This is a genomic window from Pseudomonas sp. ASL4 (assembly GCF_056680395.1).
Genome location: NZ_CM155280.1, coordinates 3,648,299 through 3,667,456 on the forward strand (window position 1 = coordinate 3,648,299; position 19,158 = coordinate 3,667,456).

General features: G+C 61.1%; 17 protein-coding genes. 8 read left to right on the plus strand and 9 right to left on the minus strand.

Annotated features, from left to right (window positions below):
- Positions 1-45 precede the first annotated feature (45 nt).
- A complete protein-coding gene (locus AC1MEW_RS16495) occupies positions 46-813 on the plus strand; it encodes a helix-turn-helix transcriptional regulator (RefSeq protein ID WP_480427073.1) in 768 nt (255 codons plus the stop codon).
- A gap of 188 nt (positions 814-1,001) precedes the next feature.
- On the opposite strand, the gene AC1MEW_RS16500 is transcribed toward AC1MEW_RS16495, so the two are convergent.
- Positions 1,002-1,943, minus strand: a complete 942-nt coding sequence (locus AC1MEW_RS16500) for a class I SAM-dependent methyltransferase (RefSeq protein ID WP_201255579.1) — start codon at positions 1,941-1,943, stop codon at positions 1,002-1,004.
- Between the two features lie 158 nt (positions 1,944-2,101).
- Between AC1MEW_RS16500 and AC1MEW_RS16505 the strand changes: the two genes are divergently transcribed.
- The 7 genes from AC1MEW_RS16505 (at position 2,102) to AC1MEW_RS16535 (ending at position 8,851) form a co-directional block, all read left to right on the plus strand.
- A complete protein-coding gene (locus AC1MEW_RS16505; protein WP_201255580.1) occupies positions 2,102-2,719 on the plus strand; it encodes a cytochrome b/b6 domain-containing protein in 618 nt (205 codons plus the stop codon).
- Positions 2,716-3,495 (plus strand): molybdopterin-dependent oxidoreductase, encoded by a 780-nt coding sequence (locus AC1MEW_RS16510; RefSeq protein ID WP_201255581.1) that lies wholly within the window; start codon positions 2,716-2,718, stop codon positions 3,493-3,495. Before AC1MEW_RS16505 ends, AC1MEW_RS16510 begins: the two co-directional genes overlap by 4 nt.
- 75 nt (positions 3,496-3,570) lie before the next feature.
- Positions 3,571-3,882 carry a pentapeptide MXKDX repeat protein gene (locus AC1MEW_RS16515; RefSeq protein WP_480427076.1) on the plus strand — a complete coding sequence of 104 codons (312 nt, stop codon included), beginning with the start codon at positions 3,571-3,573 and terminating at the stop codon, positions 3,880-3,882.
- Between the two features lie 375 nt (positions 3,883-4,257).
- Positions 4,258-4,770, plus strand: a complete 513-nt coding sequence (fae, locus tag AC1MEW_RS16520) for a formaldehyde-activating enzyme (protein ID WP_054615233.1) — start codon at positions 4,258-4,260, stop codon at positions 4,768-4,770.
- Between the two features lie 10 nt (positions 4,771-4,780).
- Entirely contained in the window at positions 4,781-5,815 is a 1,035-nt protein-coding gene (locus AC1MEW_RS16525; RefSeq protein WP_201255583.1) for an aldo/keto reductase, read from the plus strand.
- Positions 5,812-7,245, plus strand: a complete 1,434-nt coding sequence (locus AC1MEW_RS16530; protein ID WP_480427079.1) for an NAD-dependent succinate-semialdehyde dehydrogenase — start codon at positions 5,812-5,814, stop codon at positions 7,243-7,245. The genes AC1MEW_RS16525 and AC1MEW_RS16530 overlap by 4 nt, the downstream gene beginning before the upstream one ends.
- 241 nt (positions 7,246-7,486) lie before the next feature.
- Positions 7,487-8,851: an MFS transporter gene (locus AC1MEW_RS16535; RefSeq protein ID WP_480427081.1), complete on the plus strand. Its 1,365-nt coding sequence runs from the start codon at positions 7,487-7,489 to the stop codon at positions 8,849-8,851.
- A gap of 124 nt (positions 8,852-8,975) precedes the next feature.
- On the opposite strand, the gene AC1MEW_RS16540 is transcribed toward AC1MEW_RS16535, so the two are convergent.
- The 8 genes from AC1MEW_RS16540 to AC1MEW_RS16575 form a co-directional block, all read right to left on the minus strand.
- Positions 8,976-9,851 (minus strand): LysR substrate-binding domain-containing protein, encoded by an 876-nt coding sequence (locus tag AC1MEW_RS16540; RefSeq protein ID WP_201255586.1) that lies wholly within the window; start codon positions 9,849-9,851, stop codon positions 8,976-8,978.
- A gap of 212 nt (positions 9,852-10,063) precedes the next feature.
- Entirely contained in the window at positions 10,064-11,245 is a 1,182-nt protein-coding gene (locus tag AC1MEW_RS16545) for a hypothetical protein (protein ID WP_416350749.1), read from the minus strand.
- Positions 11,246-11,331: 86 nt separating this feature from the next.
- Entirely contained in the window at positions 11,332-12,990 is a 1,659-nt protein-coding gene (locus tag AC1MEW_RS16550) for a dipeptide ABC transporter ATP-binding protein (RefSeq protein WP_480427083.1), read from the minus strand.
- Positions 12,991-12,992: 2 nt separating this feature from the next.
- Positions 12,993-13,829, minus strand: a complete 837-nt coding sequence (locus AC1MEW_RS16555) for an ABC transporter permease (protein WP_201255589.1) — start codon at positions 13,827-13,829, stop codon at positions 12,993-12,995.
- Entirely contained in the window at positions 13,826-14,779 is a 954-nt protein-coding gene (locus AC1MEW_RS16560; protein WP_201255590.1) for an ABC transporter permease, read from the minus strand. Before AC1MEW_RS16560 ends, AC1MEW_RS16555 begins: the two co-directional genes overlap by 4 nt.
- A gap of 75 nt (positions 14,780-14,854) precedes the next feature.
- Positions 14,855-16,489 carry an ABC transporter substrate-binding protein gene (locus AC1MEW_RS16565; protein ID WP_322268868.1) on the minus strand — a complete coding sequence of 545 codons (1,635 nt, stop codon included), beginning with the start codon at positions 16,487-16,489 and terminating at the stop codon, positions 14,855-14,857.
- 460 nt (positions 16,490-16,949) lie between these two features.
- Positions 16,950-18,179, minus strand: coding sequence for a M24 family metallopeptidase (locus AC1MEW_RS16570; protein WP_201255592.1), 1,230 nt, complete (start codon positions 18,177-18,179; stop codon positions 16,950-16,952).
- A gap of 61 nt (positions 18,180-18,240) precedes the next feature.
- Positions 18,241-19,122: a HalD/BesD family halogenase gene (locus AC1MEW_RS16575; protein ID WP_201255593.1), complete on the minus strand. Its 882-nt coding sequence runs from the start codon at positions 19,120-19,122 to the stop codon at positions 18,241-18,243.
- Positions 19,123-19,158: the final 36 nt, after the last annotated feature.

Below are 19,158 nucleotides of genomic sequence, written 5' to 3' on the forward strand. Positions count from 1 at the left end.
GGTCGTCACCCATTCCCATCATGGGTTACACAAAAGGGGTAGAGCGTGGAGGCGTTGCTGAAGGAGTTGCCGGTGCACCAAGGGCTGGCCCGGGTGTTTGGCGCGCTGGGCCACGACGGTTTCTGGCGGGCGCTGGTGGATACCTTGCGGTTGCTGGTGCCCCTGGATAACGCCTTGGTCGCGGTGATGCGGGCGGGTCGGGTGCCGCAGTTGCTGATCGATTTCGACTCCCGCGCCAGCGCGCACGAGGAGGAAGAGTTGGCCGATTACAGCGCCGGCATGTACCTGCTCGATCCCTTCTATCAGGCAGCTTGTGCCGGAATAACTGACGGTTTGCACAGCCTCGATTCCGTGGCCCCGGACCAGTTTCAACAGAGCGAGTATTACCTGAGCTACTTCTGCTCAGTGGTGGGTGGTGATGAGCTGCAGTTCATGATCAATGTGGACGGTGCTGTACTCGGTTTATCGCTGGGCCGCTCGACGCGTTTCACCCTCGAGGAACAGGGGCGCCTGCTGTGTGTCCGCGACTGGGTGCTGGCGGCGATGAGCCGACACCTGCAACTCGTGCCGCCGGAGGGGCCGACGGCGATGGCCGGGGATCTGGCGACCTTGCTGGATCGCTTCGGCGCGCGTTTGACCGCGCGGGAAGTCGAGACCGCCCGGCTGATTCTTCAAGGCTTCTCCAGCAAAGCCATCGCCCAGCAACTGAACATCTCCCCGGAAACGGTGAAAGTGCATCGGCGCAACCTTTACCACAAGCTCAGCGTCAGCGGTCATGGCGAGTTATTTGCGCTGGTGTTGCAGCCGAAATAACAGACTCTCCGCTTATCCCCTGTGGGAGCGGGCTTGCTCGCGAAGGCGGAGTGTCAGCCAGCATCAATGTTGAATGTGATGGCCTCTTCGCGAGCAAGCCCGCTCCCACAGTTGATCTTCATTGAACACAGGATTTGTGTACGGCAACGAACCAAAGTGGGAGCGAGCCTGCTCGCGATAGCCGCGCCTCAATCCCCCTGCCGAAACACCAACGCCTTCAACCCGCACTCAACATCGGCATCGGGAAACTCCGGCGGGTTTTCCAGTCGTTGTTCGAAACGCAGGCTCGGCGCCTCGCGGGTGACGCCGTCGATCAGGAAGTCCGGGCCGAACGCTGGATCGTTCATGCAGGCCAGCACCGTGCCCTCGGACGTGAGCAGTTCCGGCAGGCGGCGCAATACTCGCTGATAGTCCTTGGTCAGCAGAAAGCTGCCTTTCTGAAACGACGGCGGGTCGATGATCACCAGATCGTACGGCCCTTTGCCGATCACTTTGCCCCAGGACTTGAACAGGTCGTGGCCAAGGAACGTCACCTTGCTCAAGTCGTGGCCGTTAAGCCGGTGATTGTCGCGGCCACGGCTCAGGGCCGAGCTGGACATGTCCAGATTGACCACGTGCGCCGCGCCACCTTCGATGGCCGTGACCGAAAACCCGCAGGTGTAGGCGAACAGGTTCAGTACCCGCTTGCCCTCGGCATTGGCCCGCACCCAATCACGGCCGTAGCGCATGTCGAGGAACAGCCCGGCATTCTGCTTGCGGCCCAGGTCCACCCGGTAATGCAGGCCGCCCTCGGTGATGGTCATTTCCTCGAGCGCGTCGCCGAGCAGCCATTCGGTGGTGCTTTGCAGCAGGTAGCGGTGTTGCAGCAACAGCGTGTGCGCACCGGATTGCTGCCACTCGGCGGATTGGGTGATCTCCAGCAGCAACCGCTTCAAGTCTTCCAGTTGCAGCGGTTCCGGCTCTTTGAACAGCGACACCAGTACCACGCCTTGCAACCAATCGACGGTCAATTGCTCCAGACCCGGCCAGCAACGCCCACGCCCGTGGAACAGGCGGCGGGTTTCTGCCGGGGCGCTGGCCAGGGCGGTCAGCAAGTGAGTGTGCAGGGTGGCGAGGGCATCTGGGTTCATCGGGCAGGGTCGGCAATTTGAGTGGGCGGCATTTTAACCACAATTGCGCCGAAGGAACGTCTGGATAGTTATCACGATTAATTTAACTTTACGTGAGGATTTGGCGAACAGTCGGCTCCCATACTTGGCCCCATCGAACAACAAACAAGGAGCCGGACATGTCGCAGCTAACTGCTTCACCCAAGGCCAGCCATCCACGCTGGCTGCGACTGACCCATTGGCTCAACGCCCTGGCGGTCGTGGTCATGATCGCCAGCGGTTGGCGCATCTATAACGCCTCGCCGCTCTACGATTTCAGCTTCCCGGCATCGCTCACCCTCGGCGGCTGGCTCGGCGGCGCCCTGCAATGGCACTTCGCGGCGATGTGGTTCCTCGCCGTCAACGGCCTCATCTACCTGATCATCAACATCGCCAGTGGTCGTCTATTTAGAAAGTTTCTCCCGGTCTCCCCAAAAGGCGTGCTGCATGACCTCGGGGATGCGCTGAGAGGGCGGCTGGGGCACGCCGACCTGAGCCATTACAACCAGGTCCAGCGGTTTGCCTACCTGTTCGTCATGCTCGACATCACCATGATGGTGGTCTCCGGGCTGGTGCTCTGGAAGTCGGTGCAGTTCCCGCTGTTGCGTGGATTGCTGGGCGGTTACGAAGGGGCGCGGCAGGTGCACTTCATCGCCATGTCGCTGCTGGTGGCCTTCATCGTGGTGCATCTGGTGATGGTGCTGCTGGTGCCAAAAACGTTGTGGTACATGATCGTTGGCCGGAAGGAGTCCGTATGAAAAAGCGCATCCAGGGGCTCGATGAATCGTCCATCCTGACCGACGCCCGGAAAATCCTGGCCCCGCAAATCGAAGATCGCTCACGGCGCTCGTTCCTGATGCGCAGCCTGACCCTTGGCGGTGTGGCGATGTTGTCGGGCTGCAACATCACCGACAACGACAGCGTCGAAACCGCGCTGTCCTCGATGTCCCGCTTCAACGACCGGGTGCAGGGCTGGCTGTTCAACCCCAACGCCATGGCGCCGACCTATGCCGAGTCGATGATCACCCGGCCGTTTCCCTTCAATGCCTTCTACGGCATCGACGAGGCGCCGACGGTCGAGGAAGAAAGCTATCGGCTGGAAGTCACCGGCATGGTCGCCGACAAGCGCAGCTGGAAGCTTGAGGAGCTGCGTGCCATGGCCCAGACCGATCAGATCACAAGGCACATCTGCGTCGAAGGCTGGAGCGCGATTGGCCGCTGGGGGGGCGTGCGCTTCAGCGACTTCCTCAAGCGTGTTGGCGCTGACACCGACGCCAAGTACGTGGGCTTCAAATGCGCGGACGACTACTACACCAGCATCGACATGGCCACCGCGCTGCATGCGCAAACCCTGCTGACGCTGACCTACGACGGCGCCGTGTTGCCACGCGAATACGGCTTCCCGATGAAGCTGCGGATGCCGACCAAGCTCGGCTACAAGAACCCCAAACACATCCAGGCGATTTTCGTCACCAACACCTACCCCGGTGGCTACTGGGAAGACCAGGGCTACAACTGGTTCGGTGGCAGCTGACGAACGCTGAAAAAACGACACCGCGCAGCACGCGCTGCGTTCATTCGCAACCTGAGCTCTAAAAGGAACTACACCATGAAGAAGTTAGCCACCGCCGTTCTGTCCATGTGCCTGGCCATGGGCGTCGCCAGCGTGTACGCCGCCGACACCACGAGCAACGACAGCATGAGCAAAGACTCGATGTCCAAAGACGCCATGTCCAAAGACACCATGAAGAAAGACACGATGAAAAAGGACTCCATGGCCAAGGACACCATGAAAAAAGACAGCATGTCCAAGGACGCCATGAGCAAAGACGCCATGAAGAAAGACGCGATGTCCAAGGACAACATGAGCAAAGACGCAATGTCCAAAGACGCAATGAAAAAAGACGCCATGTCGCAGTAATCCAACACACCGCAAACCCCTGTGGGAGCGGGCTTGCTCGCGAAGGCGTCAGTTCAGTCGACAAAAATGTTGCCTGACACAACGCCTTCGCGAGCAAGCCCGCTCCCACAGTTTTTTCACCGGTTGCAAAGGGTATGACCTGAACTCATACCCCCATGACTTTTAATGGTTACAGCCCCGCCAACCCCCAGTGTTAAAAAATCGCAAACCAGCTCATCAACAACAAAAAAGAGCGTTTGCAATCATGACTAAGCCTCACTGCCGCGTCCTCGCCAGCCCCGTGCTGCGCTCTTCGAACCCCGACATTTGCCCCGCGATCTTCACGATCCGCGTGCGCTTCTGATCACCCAAAAAATCCAAAAAGAGTAACGACTCATGAAAGAACTCGACCTGTACATCGGTGAAGGTTTCGAAGGCCCTGGCGTGAACGCCGCGCACATCAACATTCTGATCGGGCCGCGCAACGGTCCGGCGGGGCAGGCGTTTGCCAACAGCCTGGCGTCGCCAAGCCAGGGACATTGCCCGTTCATGGTGATCGCCCAGCCGAACATCCCGGTCAAGCCGATGACCCTTTACGTCAACAAAGCCGCGATCAGCAGCGACCTGCACGGCAACGCCACGTGGGGCGCTTCCCAGGCCGGGATCGCCAAGGCTGTTTTGGAAGCACTGCTGGACGGCACCTTGCCGCCGGAAGCCGAAGACGAATGGGCCATCGTCACCGCCAACTGGGTCAACCCGGCCTGCGATGACCTCGATGCGGTGTACCTGAACAACTACAACGCTTGCCGCACCGCGATTCGCGCCGCCCTGACCGGCAAGCCGGAAACCGCGCAACTGGCGGACGTGGTCGATCACATCAGCAACCCTTTCTACACGCCAAAAGCCTGAGGTCTGCGCCATGCAATACATTCGTTTGGGCAACTCCGGCCTGCAAGTCTCCCGCCTGTGCCTGGGCACCATGAACATGGGCACCCCGGACTGGAAACCATGGATTTTCGATGAAAAGCAAAGCGAGCCGATCGTGGCTCACGCCCTGGACAACGGGGTGAATTTCATTGACCTGGCGGACTTCTATTCCGCCGGCGTCGGCGAGGAAGTGGTTGGGCGCATCGTCAAGCGCCTGGCCCGTCGCGAAGACCTGGTGATCACCACCAAGGTCGGCTACGGCACCCGCAACGGCATCAACGCCAGCGGCCATTCGCGCAAGCACATCATGGACAGCATCGACGCCTCGCTGAAGCGTCTGAACATGGATTATGTCGATGTGTTCATGCTGCATTACTTCGACGTGAACACCCCGGTTGAAGAAACCATGAGCGCGATGAACGACATCGTGCGTTCCGGCAAGGCCCGTTACATCGGCGTGTCGACCATGCTAACCGGGCAACTGGCGAAGATCCTCATGGCCTGCGAGCGCAATGGCTGGGTCAAGCCGATCAACATGCAGCTGCAACTGAACTGCGCGTACCGCGAAGAAGAGCGCGAGATGATCCCGTTCTGCCGCGATCAAGGCCTCGGCGTCTCGGTGTTCAGTCCATTGGCTCGCGGTTTGTTGACCGGCGACGTGCAGTCGACGCGCAACCAGACCGATTTCTTCACGCAGCAGATGTACAGCGACGAAGCCTCGTTTGAAATCGCTCATTCGGTTCAGCGCGTGGCCCGTGCCCGTGGTGTGTCGAACGCGCAGATCGCCCAGGCCTGGGTCGCCAACCATCCGGGCGTCGATTGCATGCTGGTCGGCGCCGACACCACCGCGCAGTTCGACAGTGCCCTGGCGGCGCTGGAAACCAGGTTCGATGCCGAAGAACTGCATGAGCTGGAACGCAACTACACACCGTGCGACGTAATCAACGATTACACCGCCGGCAAACGCATCCTGCGCTCGGCCCGTCCGGGTCTGGAACGCTTCAATCTGACCGAGGCTGTGGCATGAGCGCGCTGATCCGTAACGGCAATTTCATCGACGGCCAATGGTCCAGCGGTGGTGCGACCTATCCGGTGTTGAACCCGGCCAACGGCGAGCTGATCGCCGAGGTGCAAAAGGCCGGCGCCGAAGAAACCAACCTCGCCATCGCCGCCGCCAACCGCGCCTTGCCGGCCTGGCGCAAGCTGACCGCCAAGGAACGTAGCCAGCGCCTCAAGCGCTGGAGCGAGCTGATGCTGAGCCACCAGAAGGACCTGGCGACTTTGCTCAGCCGCGAGCAGGGCAAACCGTTGGCCGAAGCCATGGGCGAAGTGGTCTACGCTGCGAGTTTTCTGGAGTGGTTCGCCGAAGAAGCCAAACGTGCTTACGGTGACGTGATTCCGAGCCACAAGGCCGACGCGCGGATCATCGTGGTCAAGGAAGCCATCGGTGTAGTCGCGGCGATCACCCCGTGGAACTTCCCGTTGGCGATGGTCACCCGCAAGGTCGGCCCGGCGCTGGCGGCAGGTTGCACGATGATCCTCAAGCCGTCGGAAGAGACGCCGCTGTCAGCCTTCGCGTTGGCGGTGTTGGCCGAGCAGGCGGGCATTCCGGCCGGCGTGTTCAACGTCGTCTCGGGTGACGCGGTGGCGATTGGCGGGGCGCTGCAAGCTTCCGGCATCGTGCGCAAACTGTCATTCACCGGCTCCACTCGCACCGGCAAATTGCTGATGCGCCAAGCGGCGGACACGCTGAAAAAGGTCTCGCTGGAGTTGGGCGGCAACGCGCCGTTCATTGTCTTCGACGACGCCGATCTGGATGCCGCCGTCAAAGGTGCGATGGCCTCGAAATTCCGTAACACCGGGCAGACCTGCGTCTGCGTAAACCGCTTCTTTATTCAGGACGGCGTCTACGAAGCCTTTACCGGCAAACTCGCCGAAGCAGTCGCGGCGATGCGCGTTGGTAGTGCACTGGACGGTGAAACCGAGCAAGGTCCGCTGATCAACGCAGCGGCGCTGGCCAAAGTTGAGTTGCACGTCGGCGACGCCTTGGAGAAGGGCGCCAAACTGTTGTGCGGCGGTCGTCGGCATGCGTTGGGTGGCACGTTTTATGAGCCGACCATCCTCACCGAGGCCAGCAGCGAGATGCTGATCGCCCAGGACGAAACCTTCGGCCCGGTGGCCGCGTGCTTCCGCTTCAAGGACGAGGCCGAAGTGCTGCAACGGGCGAATGACACGCCGTACGGACTGTCGGCGTACTTCTACAGTCGCGACATCGGCCGCGTCTGGCGCATGGCCGAAGGCCTGGAAGCCGGCATGGTCGGGATCAACGAAGGGATCATCTCCACGGAAGTTGCGCCGTTCGGCGGCATCAAGGAATCGGGCCTCGGTCGCGAGGGCTCCAAATACGGTCTGGAAGACTACCTGGAAATCAAATACCTGTTGATGGGCGGTCTCTAAGCCGTCACACCACACCCTGTGGGGGCAACGCTTGTGTGGTGAGGGGGCTTGCCCCCGTTCGGCTGCGTAGCAGTCGTAAAACATTGCACGCGATGTACCTGATATACGGCGATTGCAGGTTTTGGGGCCGCCTCGCGACCCAACGGGGGTAAACCCCCTCGCCACACAAGCCTCGCTCCTACAGGGAGGGGTAGAGCTATCGGTTTCATTTCTCCGTCAATAACAACAACTGGAGACGAACATGTCCGCTCAATCGATAAAGATCGATGACCTGCCCATCGGGCGCTTCCATATCAAAATCGCCGGCCTCACCTTCGGCGCGCACTTCACCGACGGCTACATCCTCGGCCTGATCGGTATTGCCTTCACCTTGCTCAGCCCGCAAATGCACCTCGATGCCTTCTGGCAGGGCCTGATCGGTGCCTCGGCGCTACTCGGCTTGTTCCTCGGGAGCCTGTTCTTCGGCTGGATCTCCGACAAGGTCGGCCGGCAGAAAATCTTCCTGGTCAGTTTTGTGCTGATCACGATTGCTTCGGTGATGCAGTTCTACGCCGAAACCGCGATGCAGTTGTTCTTCTGCCGAGTGCTGATCGGCATCGGCCTGGGCGGCGACTTCAGCGTCGGCCACGCGATGCTCGCCGAGTTTTCGCCAAAAAAACACCGGGGCGTGTTGCTCGGTTCGTTCAGTGTGATCTGGACCTTTGGCTACGTCGCCGCGACCTTCGTCGGCACGGCGATGCTCAACCTGGGTGACGACGCCTGGCGCTGGATGCTGGCTTCGTCGGCGATCCCGGCGGCATTGATTTTGATCGCGCGGATCGGCACGCCGGAGTCGCCACGTTGGTTGGTGAATCAGGGACGGATCGCCGAAGCTCGGGCCATCGTCAAAAAGCACCTGGGCGATAACGTCGAACTCGACGAAACACGCTCCACCGAAACCCGTTCCGGCTACGCGGTGCTGTTCAGCCGTGAATACCGCAAGCGCACCGCGTTCAACTGCCTGTTCTTCGTTTGCATCGTGATGCCGTACTTTGCGATCTACACCTTCCTGCCGTCGATTCTGCAGAAGATGGGCTTGGCCGAGGGCTTTGGGACCGAGTTGATGTTGAACATGCTGCTGATTCTGGGTGCATTGATCGGTATCTGGTGCACGGTGAAATTCTCGCGCCGAGGATTCTTGATCAACTCGTTCATCATCCTGGCGGTGGCGTTGTTCCTGTTGGCGGCGTTGCCGGGCAGCGCGGCATTCCTGATGGTGCTGGTGTTCGGCGTGTTCACGCTGGTGTTGTCGGCGGTGAGCAACCTGGTGGGGGTATTCCCGGCCGAAAGCTTCCCGACCGAAGTGCGGGCCAGCGGGATTGGCCTTGCTACAGCGGTGAGTCGGTTGGGTTCGGCGGTCAGCACCTTCCTGTTACCGGTGAGTGTGGCGGGGATTGGCTTGAGCCCGACCATGGGCATATTGGCGGCGATTTTGGCGTTGGGCGCGATGATTTCCTGGGCCTGGGCGCCGGAGACCAAATCCCTGACGTTGAGCCAGGCGTGCAAGGCGCAGAGCCCGGTGGAGAGCGGGGCGCCGGTGTCCGCAAAGGGCACAGCCCCAATCTAAAAACCACCACAAAACCCCTGTGGGAGCGGGCTTGCTCGCGAAAGCGGTGTGTCAGGCACCATCAATGCCAACTGATACACCGCTTTCGCGAGCAAGCCCGCTCCCACACTGGAATGTCTTTGCTCTAGGGATTACTGACCAACCCCAACCACTGCGTAAACAACCGCACCTTCGACAACCCTTGCTTGTCATTCGCCACATCCAGCCAATACCCATAAGGCCCGACCACTTCCACCGCAGTGATCGGCAGCAGGCTGCCATTCGCCAGTTCCTTTTCGATCATCTGCCGATCAATCACCGCCAGCCCGCCGCCGGCCAACGCCGTGTGGATCACCTGATCCAGCGTGCTGAATTCCAGTCCTTGCCCGGCATCAACATCCTCGCGGCCCATCGCCGCCAACCAGTTCTCCCACACCTTCAAACGCTTGCCATCGTGCAGGATGTGCAGCAGTGGAAACTGCCGCAGATCCGGCGGCTGGCCGTTGACGAACAGCTCCGGGCTGGCCACCGCCATGTGCCGCTCCATCACCAGCAACTGGCTGCTGCAATGGTTGGCGGCTTCGAGGCCGAAACGAATGTGGCAGTCGATTTCCGCGAGGTTGTCGTGGCCGGTCTGGTTGGTCACGCTGAGGCTGATGTCCGGGTAGCGTTGGCAGAACGCACGCAAGTGCGCCGACAACCAGCGCGTCGCCCAGGTCGGTGGCGCGACGATGCGCAGACGCTGGCGCAGGTTGGGCACGCGCACCGCTTGCAGGGCGCGTTCGACGTGGTCGAAGGCGTCGCTCAGTTGCGGCGAGAGGGCGAGGCCGGTTTCGGTCAGCGAAAGGCCTTGCGGCGTGCGAATAAACAGCGCCACACCGAGATAGTCTTCGAGCTGTTTGATCTGACGGCTGACCGCGCCTTGGGTGACGTTCAGGCCCAAAGCCGCCTGGCTGAAACTGCGATGCCGCGCGACTTCTTCAAAGACGCGCAGCATGTTGAGCGAGGGCAGTTGACGCATGAAAGGGTGACTCCATACCGGCCTCTGTTGTGTAGGGCAGGTTTATTGTTTTCTTTGGGTGGTGGCCTATCTGACTATGTGTGGATGGGCTGAAGCAAGTGGTGTTTCGGCTGACGCCATCGCGAGCAAGCTCACTCCCACACGTTATGCGCTAAACCTGTGGGAGCGAGCTTGCTCGCGATAGCGTCCTTAAGAACGCCAAATAACCCGGATCAGAAGTAATACCCAATGTTCATGTACAGCTGATTCTCCCACTGGTTGCTACCCCCAGCCCCCAGACTTTGGGTGTAGCTGCTCCCACCAATGTACGGGTCATTCTTGCCATACAACCATTCCGTCGCGATCCACAATTTGCTGACGGAAAACGAGGTGCCGAAGATCATCCGTTGCGAGGTCTTGAAGTCGTCATTGGATTTGTCGAAGGCGCTGTAGTTGGCGTACAGCTTCACGCCGCTGATCTGGTCGAACAGGTACTTGCCGCCAACGTCGTAGCTCACATCTGCCACGTACAGGTTGCCGCGACTGGCGACGTTGAACGTGCCGTCGTAACCGCCGAGGGTCACCAGTTCATCGGTGCCGGGGTTGCGCGGCGACATCTGCTGCCGCGCGGCTTGCAGTTGCACGCCCCACGGGCCGTTCTTGCCGATGTAGTGCACGGCCACGGCGTTGCGCCGGCCGTTGTTGTCGGTGTCCTGGTTCTCCAGGGTCGAGGTCAGGCCGGAGAGCCCGACTTCGGATTTCCACGGCCCCAGGTCCAGCGCCTTGGCCACGCGCAGCACCACGGTGTTGCGTTCCTGGTTGTTGCTGCCATCGGTGACGTAACTGTCGGCTTTGGACACGACGCTGGAGTACGTATCACCATTGCTGGTGCCTTTGCCTTGCCACGCCGGGCGCAAGTAGTAGCCGGCCTGGATGTTCCAGTCGCCGCTTTGCTGGATGTACTTGGCGCCGATTTGCTCCACGTCTTCCAGGCCGACCACGTTGCCCAGGGTTTCGTAGAAGGTGCTGCCGAAGTACGGCTGCAAACCGAACGGCACCTGATTCAGGCCGACCTGGATCTGCTGGTCGGGGTTGAACTTGTAGCCGACCCACGCCGATTCGGCGAACTGCACGTCACCGACATTGTTTGTGTACTGGTAAGGGTAGGCTCGCCCATAGAAACGGTATTTGGCCGCGCCGATCCAGGTATCGGAGTTGTACTTGGCGGTGAGGAACGCGGTGTCGAAGTTGAACTTCTGGATGTCGCGATCCGGGTCATAGTCCCAACGCGCCCGGACGGCGCCGCCGAGGTCGAGGTTGTCGGTGACTTGAATCGCCATGGCCGGGGCCGCTAAGGCGCCGAGCACGGGGATTAGAGCGATGGAACGGATAGCAAAAGGGGTGGTTGTGCGCACAGTGATACTCCTGATTTTTTAGTTATCGTTGGCAACAGCAGCCCGGGCCGCAGCGAACGCTGCGGCATGGGGAAAGGGTTATTGACTCAGTTGGCTTGAGGGCGGATCAGCCTCAGCGTCGGTTCCGCGACAGGCACCACCGGGATCGCCGACGCGCCGGGGGCCGCCGCCAGCAAGGTCTGGGTGTAGGTGTTTTGCGGTCGCAAGAGCACCTGTTCTGCCGTGCCGTATTCCACCACTTCGCCCTGGCGCATCACCGCGATGTAGTCGCTGATCTGCGCCGCCACGCGCAGGTCGTGGGTGATGAACAAGATGCTCAGGTTGAGGCGCTGTTGCAGCTCGGCGAGCAACTCCAGCACCTGCTTCTGCACTGAGACATCCAGCGCCGAAACGCTTTCATCGGCGATCAGCACTTCCGGGCGCATCGCCAGGGCCCGGGCGATGCCGATGCGCTGGCGCTGGCCGCCGGAGAACTGCCGTGGCTTGCGTTTGAGGGCGTCAGGCTTGAGCCCGACCTGTTCCAGCAAATCGCCGGCCTCGGTCCACGCATCCTTGGCCGACAACCCGCGCAATTGCGCGGCTCGAGCGATGATGTCGCCGACCCGATGCCGCGGATTAAGCGAGCCGTACGGGTCCTGGAAAATCATCTGGATCCGCCGCCGATTGGCCGCCAGGGCCGAACCGCGCAACGCGAGGAAATCCGTATCACCGACCCAGACGTGGCCGCTGTCGCTTTCCACCAACCGAATCGCCGCTTTGACCAACGTGCTCTTGCCCGAGCCGGACTCACCAACAATCGCCAAGGTCTTGCCCCGTGGCAGTTGCAGCGACACATCCTTGAGCGCCGGAACCAAGCGGCCGCCGACGTTGTAGGTTTTGGTCAGGTGCTCGATGCGCAGCGCCAACTCACCGTCGGCGCACGGTGCGTGTAACTCGGGATGCAGCGCCGGCACGGCGGCGATCAACTTGCGGGTGTACGGGTGTTTCGGCGCGTTGAGCACTTGGTCGCGTTCACCGATTTCCACCAGCACACCGCCCTCCATCACGGCGATGCGGTCGGCGATTTCCGCTACCACGCCGAAGTCGTGGGTGATGAACAAAATGCCGTGCTGGCCACGCCCCCGCAGGTCGCGCACCAGTTTCAGCACCTGGGCCTGAGTGGTCACGTCCAGCGCGGTGGTCGGTTCGTCGGCGATCAGCAAGTCCGGGTTCATCGCCAACGCCATGGCAATCACCACCCGCTGGCATTGGCCGCCGGAGAGTTGATGGGGAAAGCTGTTGGCGATCCGTGGCGGGTCGGGCAATTGGGTGGAGTCGAGCAGGGCGAGCATGCGTTCGCGACGTTCGGCGGCGGGCATCTGTGGTGCATGAATGTCGAAGATTTCTTCGACCTGCTGACCAATTCGAATCGCCGGGTTCAGCGCCGCCATCGGCTCCTGGAAGATCATCGCGATGCGGTTGCCACGCAACCGGCGCAGGGAGTGTTCGTCCATGCGGCAGATGTCGTCGCCGAGAAAGTCGATCACCCCTTCACTGTGGCGCAGGCCCTTGGCGTAGTCGCCCATGATCGCCGCCGAAAGCACCGACTTGCCGGAGCCGGATTCGCCGATCACGCAAAGAATTTCACCTTTGCGTACGTCGAGGCTGATGCCCTTTACGGCGTGGCTACGGTCGGCGCCGGCGGGCAGTTCGATGGAGAGGTTCTCCACGCGTAGCACCTGTTGCAAGTTCTGCAGTTGGCTCATGCTCAACTCCTTGTGCCTTTCTGGGCGTGTTCGTCCAGACCGTCCGCCAACAGGCTCAGGCCCAGCATCAGGGTGGAGATGGCAATGCACGGGAAGATCACCAGGTGCGGGAAGGCGATGGCCATGCTGCGGCCTTCATTGATCATGCCGCCCCAGTCCGGAGTCGGCGGTGGCAGGCCGAGGCCGAGGAAACCGAGGGCGCCGATCATGATTGCGGTGTAGCCGATGCGCAGACAGAAATCGACGATCAGCGGGCCGCCGCAGTTGGGCAGGATTTCCACCAGCATGATTCGCAGCGAGCCTTCGCCCTGGGTGATTGCGCTGAGCACGTAGTCCCGGGAGCGGATGTCGATGGTCAGTGCGCGCATGATCCGGAAGATTGCCGGGGCACTAGTGAAGGTCACCGCAATCAGGATATTCAGCGCCGAGGCACCGAGGGCGATGATGATCACGATGTACAACACCAGCACCGGGAACGACAACACGGTGTCGGCAACGTAGGACAACACCCCATCGACCCAGCCATTGAAGTAACCGGCGCACAGGCCCATGGCGATGCCGACGGCGAACGCGGTCAAGGTTGCGAGGATCGACCAGAACAACACGGTGCGCGTGCCCCAGATCAGTCGCGACAGAATGTCCCGGCCGATCATGTCGGTGCCCAGCAGGAAGCGCAGGCCGTCGCCATCCGGGGTCATTGGCGTCAGCAGCGGGGTGAAGCTTTCCAGTGGATCGTGGGGCGCCAGCCACGGCGCGAACAGCGCCATCAGTACCCAGCCGCCGACCAGCAGCAGACCGAGCAATGCCAAGGGATGTTTGAACGCTTTGAGGAAGTTCATTGGCCGCCTCCGCCAAGACTGCGCAAGGTGATGCGCGGGTTGAGCCAGGTGTAGGCCAGGTCCGAGAAGATTTTGGTCGCGCCGACCACGATGCCGCTGATCATCGCGCAGGCTTCGATCAGGTAGACGTCATGGTTCAGCGACGCGGTGTAGAGCAGTGAACCGAAGCCTTTGTAGGCGAAGAACACCTCGACCACGATCACGTTCGACAGCAGCCACGGGATGTACAACATGATCACGGTGATCGGTGCGATCAGCACGTTGCGCAGGGCATGACGCAGCACGATCCGTGAAGTCGACGCGCCTTTGAGGCGCGCGGTGCGGATGTACGGCGCCTGCATCACTTCGACCATCGAGGCCCGGGTGATCCGCGCCAGATAACCGATGCCGAACAGGCACAGCACCATCAGCGGCAGCGCCAGTTCCACCGGGTTGAAGCCGTCGCTCATGCTGCTCACGCCCGGCAGCCAGTTGAGCCAGAAGACGAAGATCGCCGAGACAAACACCGCACTGGCGAAGTCCGGAATCGAGGTGGTGACGATCGACAGAAACGACACCAGCCGATCCACCGCCGAACCCTGACGAATCCCGGCCAGAATGCCCAGCGTCAGGGCTACCGGCACCATCACCAGCAAGGCCAGCCCCGCAAGGATCAACGTTTGCCCGAGGTTCGGCAGCAGCAGGTCGATCACCGGTTCACGAAAGTGCACCGAAGTGCCCCAGTCGCCTTGGAGAAAATCCTTCAGCCACACCAGGTAGCGCCAGACAAAGGGTTGGTTGTAACCGTGTTCCACCAGCCATGCGGCGCGTTGGTCGGCGGCGGAGTAGGGGCCGAGAACGTTGATTGCGACGTCCTCGATGTTCAGTTCCAGGGCCAGGAACACGATTACCGATACCGACAGCAGGGTTGCCGCCAGCGCCAATAACTTGCGCAATAGAAATTCAGCCATGCTCGCACGCTCCGGCTAATCAAGGGATGTCGGCCCGCCGCACCGCAGTGGGCGAGCTCGTTAGCGGCGCTTTAATCAGGCGCTCAACCAGACTTCATCCATTGGGTAGAAGTCCGACGGGTGAACCTGAAAGCCCTGGACCTTCTTGCTCGCGGCGGTGAACTTGTCGCCCCAGAACGGCTGCACCATGACGCAGGCGTCTTGCAGGATCTGCTCGACGCTTTGCATGGCCACGGCCCGTTGTTTCGGGTCGATGATGCCCATGGCTTTATCCAGCGCGGCGTCGAACGCCGGGTCGCTGTAGTGGCTTTCGTTCCAGGCCGCGCCGCTGCGGTAGGCCAGTTCCAGCGACATCACGCCCAACGGGCGGTGCGCCCAGTAGGTGAGGCTGAATGCGGCTTTGTCCCAGATCGGCCAGTACTGGGTGGCCGGGATAACCTTGAGGTTGATGCGGATGCCGGCCTCGGCGCAGTTCTGTTGCAGGATCTGCGCGCAATCCTGTTCGTAGCGGCCCTGGGTGTTGCCGACGATCAGGTCGATGTCGATGCCGTTCGGATGACCGGCTTCGGCTAGAAGTTTTTTCGCGCCAGCGACATCACGAGCACGTTTTGGCAACGGAAAGTATTCCGGGTGGGACGGGGCGACGTGGTGGTCTTCGCCCAAGGTGCCCATGCCGCGATAGGCGATTTTGAGCATCTGCGCGTTGTCGGCGCAGAGCACCACGGCTTTGCGAATCCGCACGTCGTCGAACGGCTTCTGGTCGCAGGCCATGCGCATGACGATGGTTTGCGCCGATTTGCAGGTCAGCAACTGCGCGCCTGGCAAGCGTTTGGCCAAGTCGAGTTCGGCCACTGTCACCCGGTACAACACGTCCACTTGCCCAGCCTGCAACGCGGCGAGGTGGGTGGAAATGTCGGTGCCCATGTCGACGTAGCGCAACTCGTCGAGGTTGGCCGGTTTGCGCCAGTAATCGGCGCGCTTGGCGAAGGTCGCCTGCTTGTTCACGGCAAAGGAGACAAGCTTGAACGGCCCGGTGCCCAGCGGGTTTTTCGCCCAGTCGTCACCGGCCTTGAAGCTGCGGTGGACGATGGCGCAGGTAAAGGCGTTGAGCATTTCCGGGATCGCCAGCATCGGCCGCTTGAGCACCAGGCGGAACTGGAAGTCGCTGACTTTTTCGAAGGCGGTGATGTCCTGGAACGCGGTGCGGTTGACCGACTTGGAGTCGGCGGCAATCCAGCGCTCGATGTTGTGCTGCACGTCCTCGACGTTGAAGGTGTCGCCGTTGCTCCACTTCACGTCCTGGCGCAGGTTGAAGGTCCAGGTCTTGAGGTCGTCCGACGGGCTCCAGCTCTCGGCCAGGTACGGGTGAGTGACGTTGTCGGCGTCGACCCAGGTCAGGAACTCCAGGGAGTTGCGCAGCAGGTTCGAGGCTTCGATCCAGGTAATCAGCATCGGGTCCTGGATTTCCTGGATGGCGCAGGCAAACCGCAGGCTGCCGCCCTGGCGTGGCGCGACCGCATCGGCGGCGCGGGCCGGGTTACCGAGCAGCGCGGAACCGAGGAAGGTGCTGGCGCTGGCGGCGGTGATGCCCAGCAGCGCTGCGGTGCGCAGGAACTGGCGACGATTGATCTCGCCACTTTTGACTTGGGTACACAGGTCGTTTACCGCTGGATGCGGCAGGGCGCCGTCCAGTGTCATTAAGTCTTTCATATGCCTCTCCGATAACGTGCAAAAGTGCGTTTTTCGACTGGCCGCAGATGGGGCGAGCGGCAGACGCGGTCGGTTTTCGATGAACCGAAACTGTCAGTGGCAGGCGCCGTGAAGGCGCAGGCGTAACAGGCGTGAAGCCGGCAGCAGAACAAGGCGCAACGAAATCAGGAGGACGGAGGCGGGATAGGACATAGGGCTGCTCTCATGTTGTTTTTATTTGAGATGCTCGCAGTTTTGTCATCTGGGCAAAGATCGACAAACGATAAATTCAACGCTGAAACGTTCGATAAATGCATGTTACTGACCGTAAGGAAGGCTGCCGCTTGAGCTAGACAGGCCGGACAGATGAAAGCGCGGGTACGAAACACTGCGCGGTGGCCGCAAACGCCCCTTGTTCCGGGTGGGAACAAGGGGAAAAACGGACGGTGTCGAAGGAGGTGACGGCGCCGTCCGGGGCAACTCAACGCGGCATCAGGCGCGGATCGAACGGATAGTCGGAGAGCAATTCGATGCCGTTTTCGTGAATGTAGATCTGCTCTTCGAGCTTGACCCCTTCGCCGCCAGCATCGTGGCCGATGTAGCTTTCCACGCAGATGGTCATGCCGGCTTCGAACACGCCGTCATAACCCAGCGCATCAATGTCCTCGCGGTGCACCACGTACGGGTATTCACCGGTCATGCCAACGCCATGGGCCAAAGCGAAATAGCGGTTGGCCTTGTAGTTGTCCGGGATCTTCCACGCCAGCTCGGCGTATTCCTTGAAGCTGCGGCCGGCCTTGAGCATTTCCATGTTGGTCTGCACTTGCTCGTAGGCCAGTTTGTACAGTTCCTGTTGCTTGGCGGTCGCGGCTTGCTCGCCGCAGAGGAAGGTCCGCGAGAAGTCGGCGTAGTAGCCGAAACGCCCGACCACGTCGGTGTCCAGCGCCACCAGGTCACCGGCCTCGATGGGCCGGGTGCTGCATTCCTGGAACCATGGATTGGTGCGCGGCCCCGAGGACAACAGGCGGGTTTCCACGTAGTCGCCGTCGGTGGCGATGACGTGTTGATGCAGGTGCGACCACAGCTCGTTTTCGCTGATGCCCGGCACCAGTTTGCTTTCCATCAAGCGCACGCCGGCCTCGGTGGCACGCAGGCTGGCGCGGATCATCTTCAGCTCGTTTGGCACCTTGATGCAGCGCGCTCGCTCCAGCGGTTCCTGAGCGTCGAAGATCTGGTAGCCGAGTTTCTGTAGTTCGAACGCGGCGGCCGAGGTCGCGCTTTCGATGGCGATCCGTTTGTTGCCGCCGCCGCACTTGCGCACCAGTTCATCGATTTCGGCGGCCCATTCGGCGGTGACGTTGTTCAGGAAGCTGTCGCAGAAGTAATAAGAGATGGCTTTGGCCGGACGCACTTCATCGACGGTGTTGAGTTTTTCCGCGAGGTGCAGGCAGCCACCGAATTCGAAGATCACCACCGGGCCTTCCGCCGGGATGAAGGCGTATCGCGCCGGGTTGCGCGCCGAGTACACCTGCATATTGCGTGAGCCGGTGGCGTAGCGCATGTGGGTCGGGTCGAACAGCACGCAAGCGGCGTAGTCACGTTTTTTCAGTTCGTTGCGTACCCGTTGCAAACGGTCGAGCTGGATCTGCTGGATCTCGTCGTACGTCGGTTCGCAGTCGGCGGGGTTGCGGTTAGGGCCGGACAGACTCATGGGGTGTTCCTCGCAGGGCAAATACGGTTGGTTTTTTTCTAAGAGTTTTTTTGGGGGCGAATCAGTCGAGCAACTGGTCGCTGCGGACCATGTTGCGTTCGGCTTGCAGGTGGGCTTCGGACAGGCGTCCGTAAAGCTGTTTGGTGCGCTGGGCACGGCCGATGATTCCGGGCTTTTCGGAGTAGGCGAAGATTGCGGTGTTGCGTTCGGTGGCGCCCTCGACGCGGGTCACCCGGTGCACCGAGAAGCGGCCCTTGAAGATCTGCAAGTCGCCGGGGTTGAGTTCCAGTTCCTGCACCCGGCTGCGGTCGTCACCGCGCACGACTTTGCCGACGGCGCCGAGGTTTTCCTGGGTGCGGGTGCGGATCATTGGCGCGTACTCGAACAGACCGCCGGCCTCGGGCTTCTGGGTCATCATGCTGACGATGAATTCGTTGGTATCGAAGTGCCAAGGCTGCTCGGTGCCTTGGGGCATGACGTTGATCACCAGCCCGGCGAACGGGTCGGCGTATTCGAAAATCTCCGGTTCGTTCAGGCAGGCGCCGATAAAGCGCTTCATCATCGGCGAGACGTACAGGCGATGAATGATCGCGTCCGGGGCGATCATGTCGCGGGTGACGAAACCGCTGGTGCGCTCCATGAATGTGCGGCGCGGGTCATCCTGGGGCAGGGCGGGGTCGTCTTCGGTGAAGTAGGCGTTGACCTTGCGCACCGAGTAAAAGGTCTTGCCCGACAGCGCCTGACCTTCGGCGCGGGCCTGTTCCAGCGCCTCGGGCCGCAGGAAATTCTTCAGCAGGCAGCAACCGTCTTCGGCCAGTTCGGCGCGAGCGTGTTCGATCAGCGCCTGCAATCGGACATGGCCCGAATCATGTATGGGGTACAGCTCGGTATTAATAATGTCGCTGATATCGCCCACTTCGGCGTCGGCAAGTTGAAGGCTCATGCAAGTCTCCTGGAACTATCAATTAACAGTGTTTGG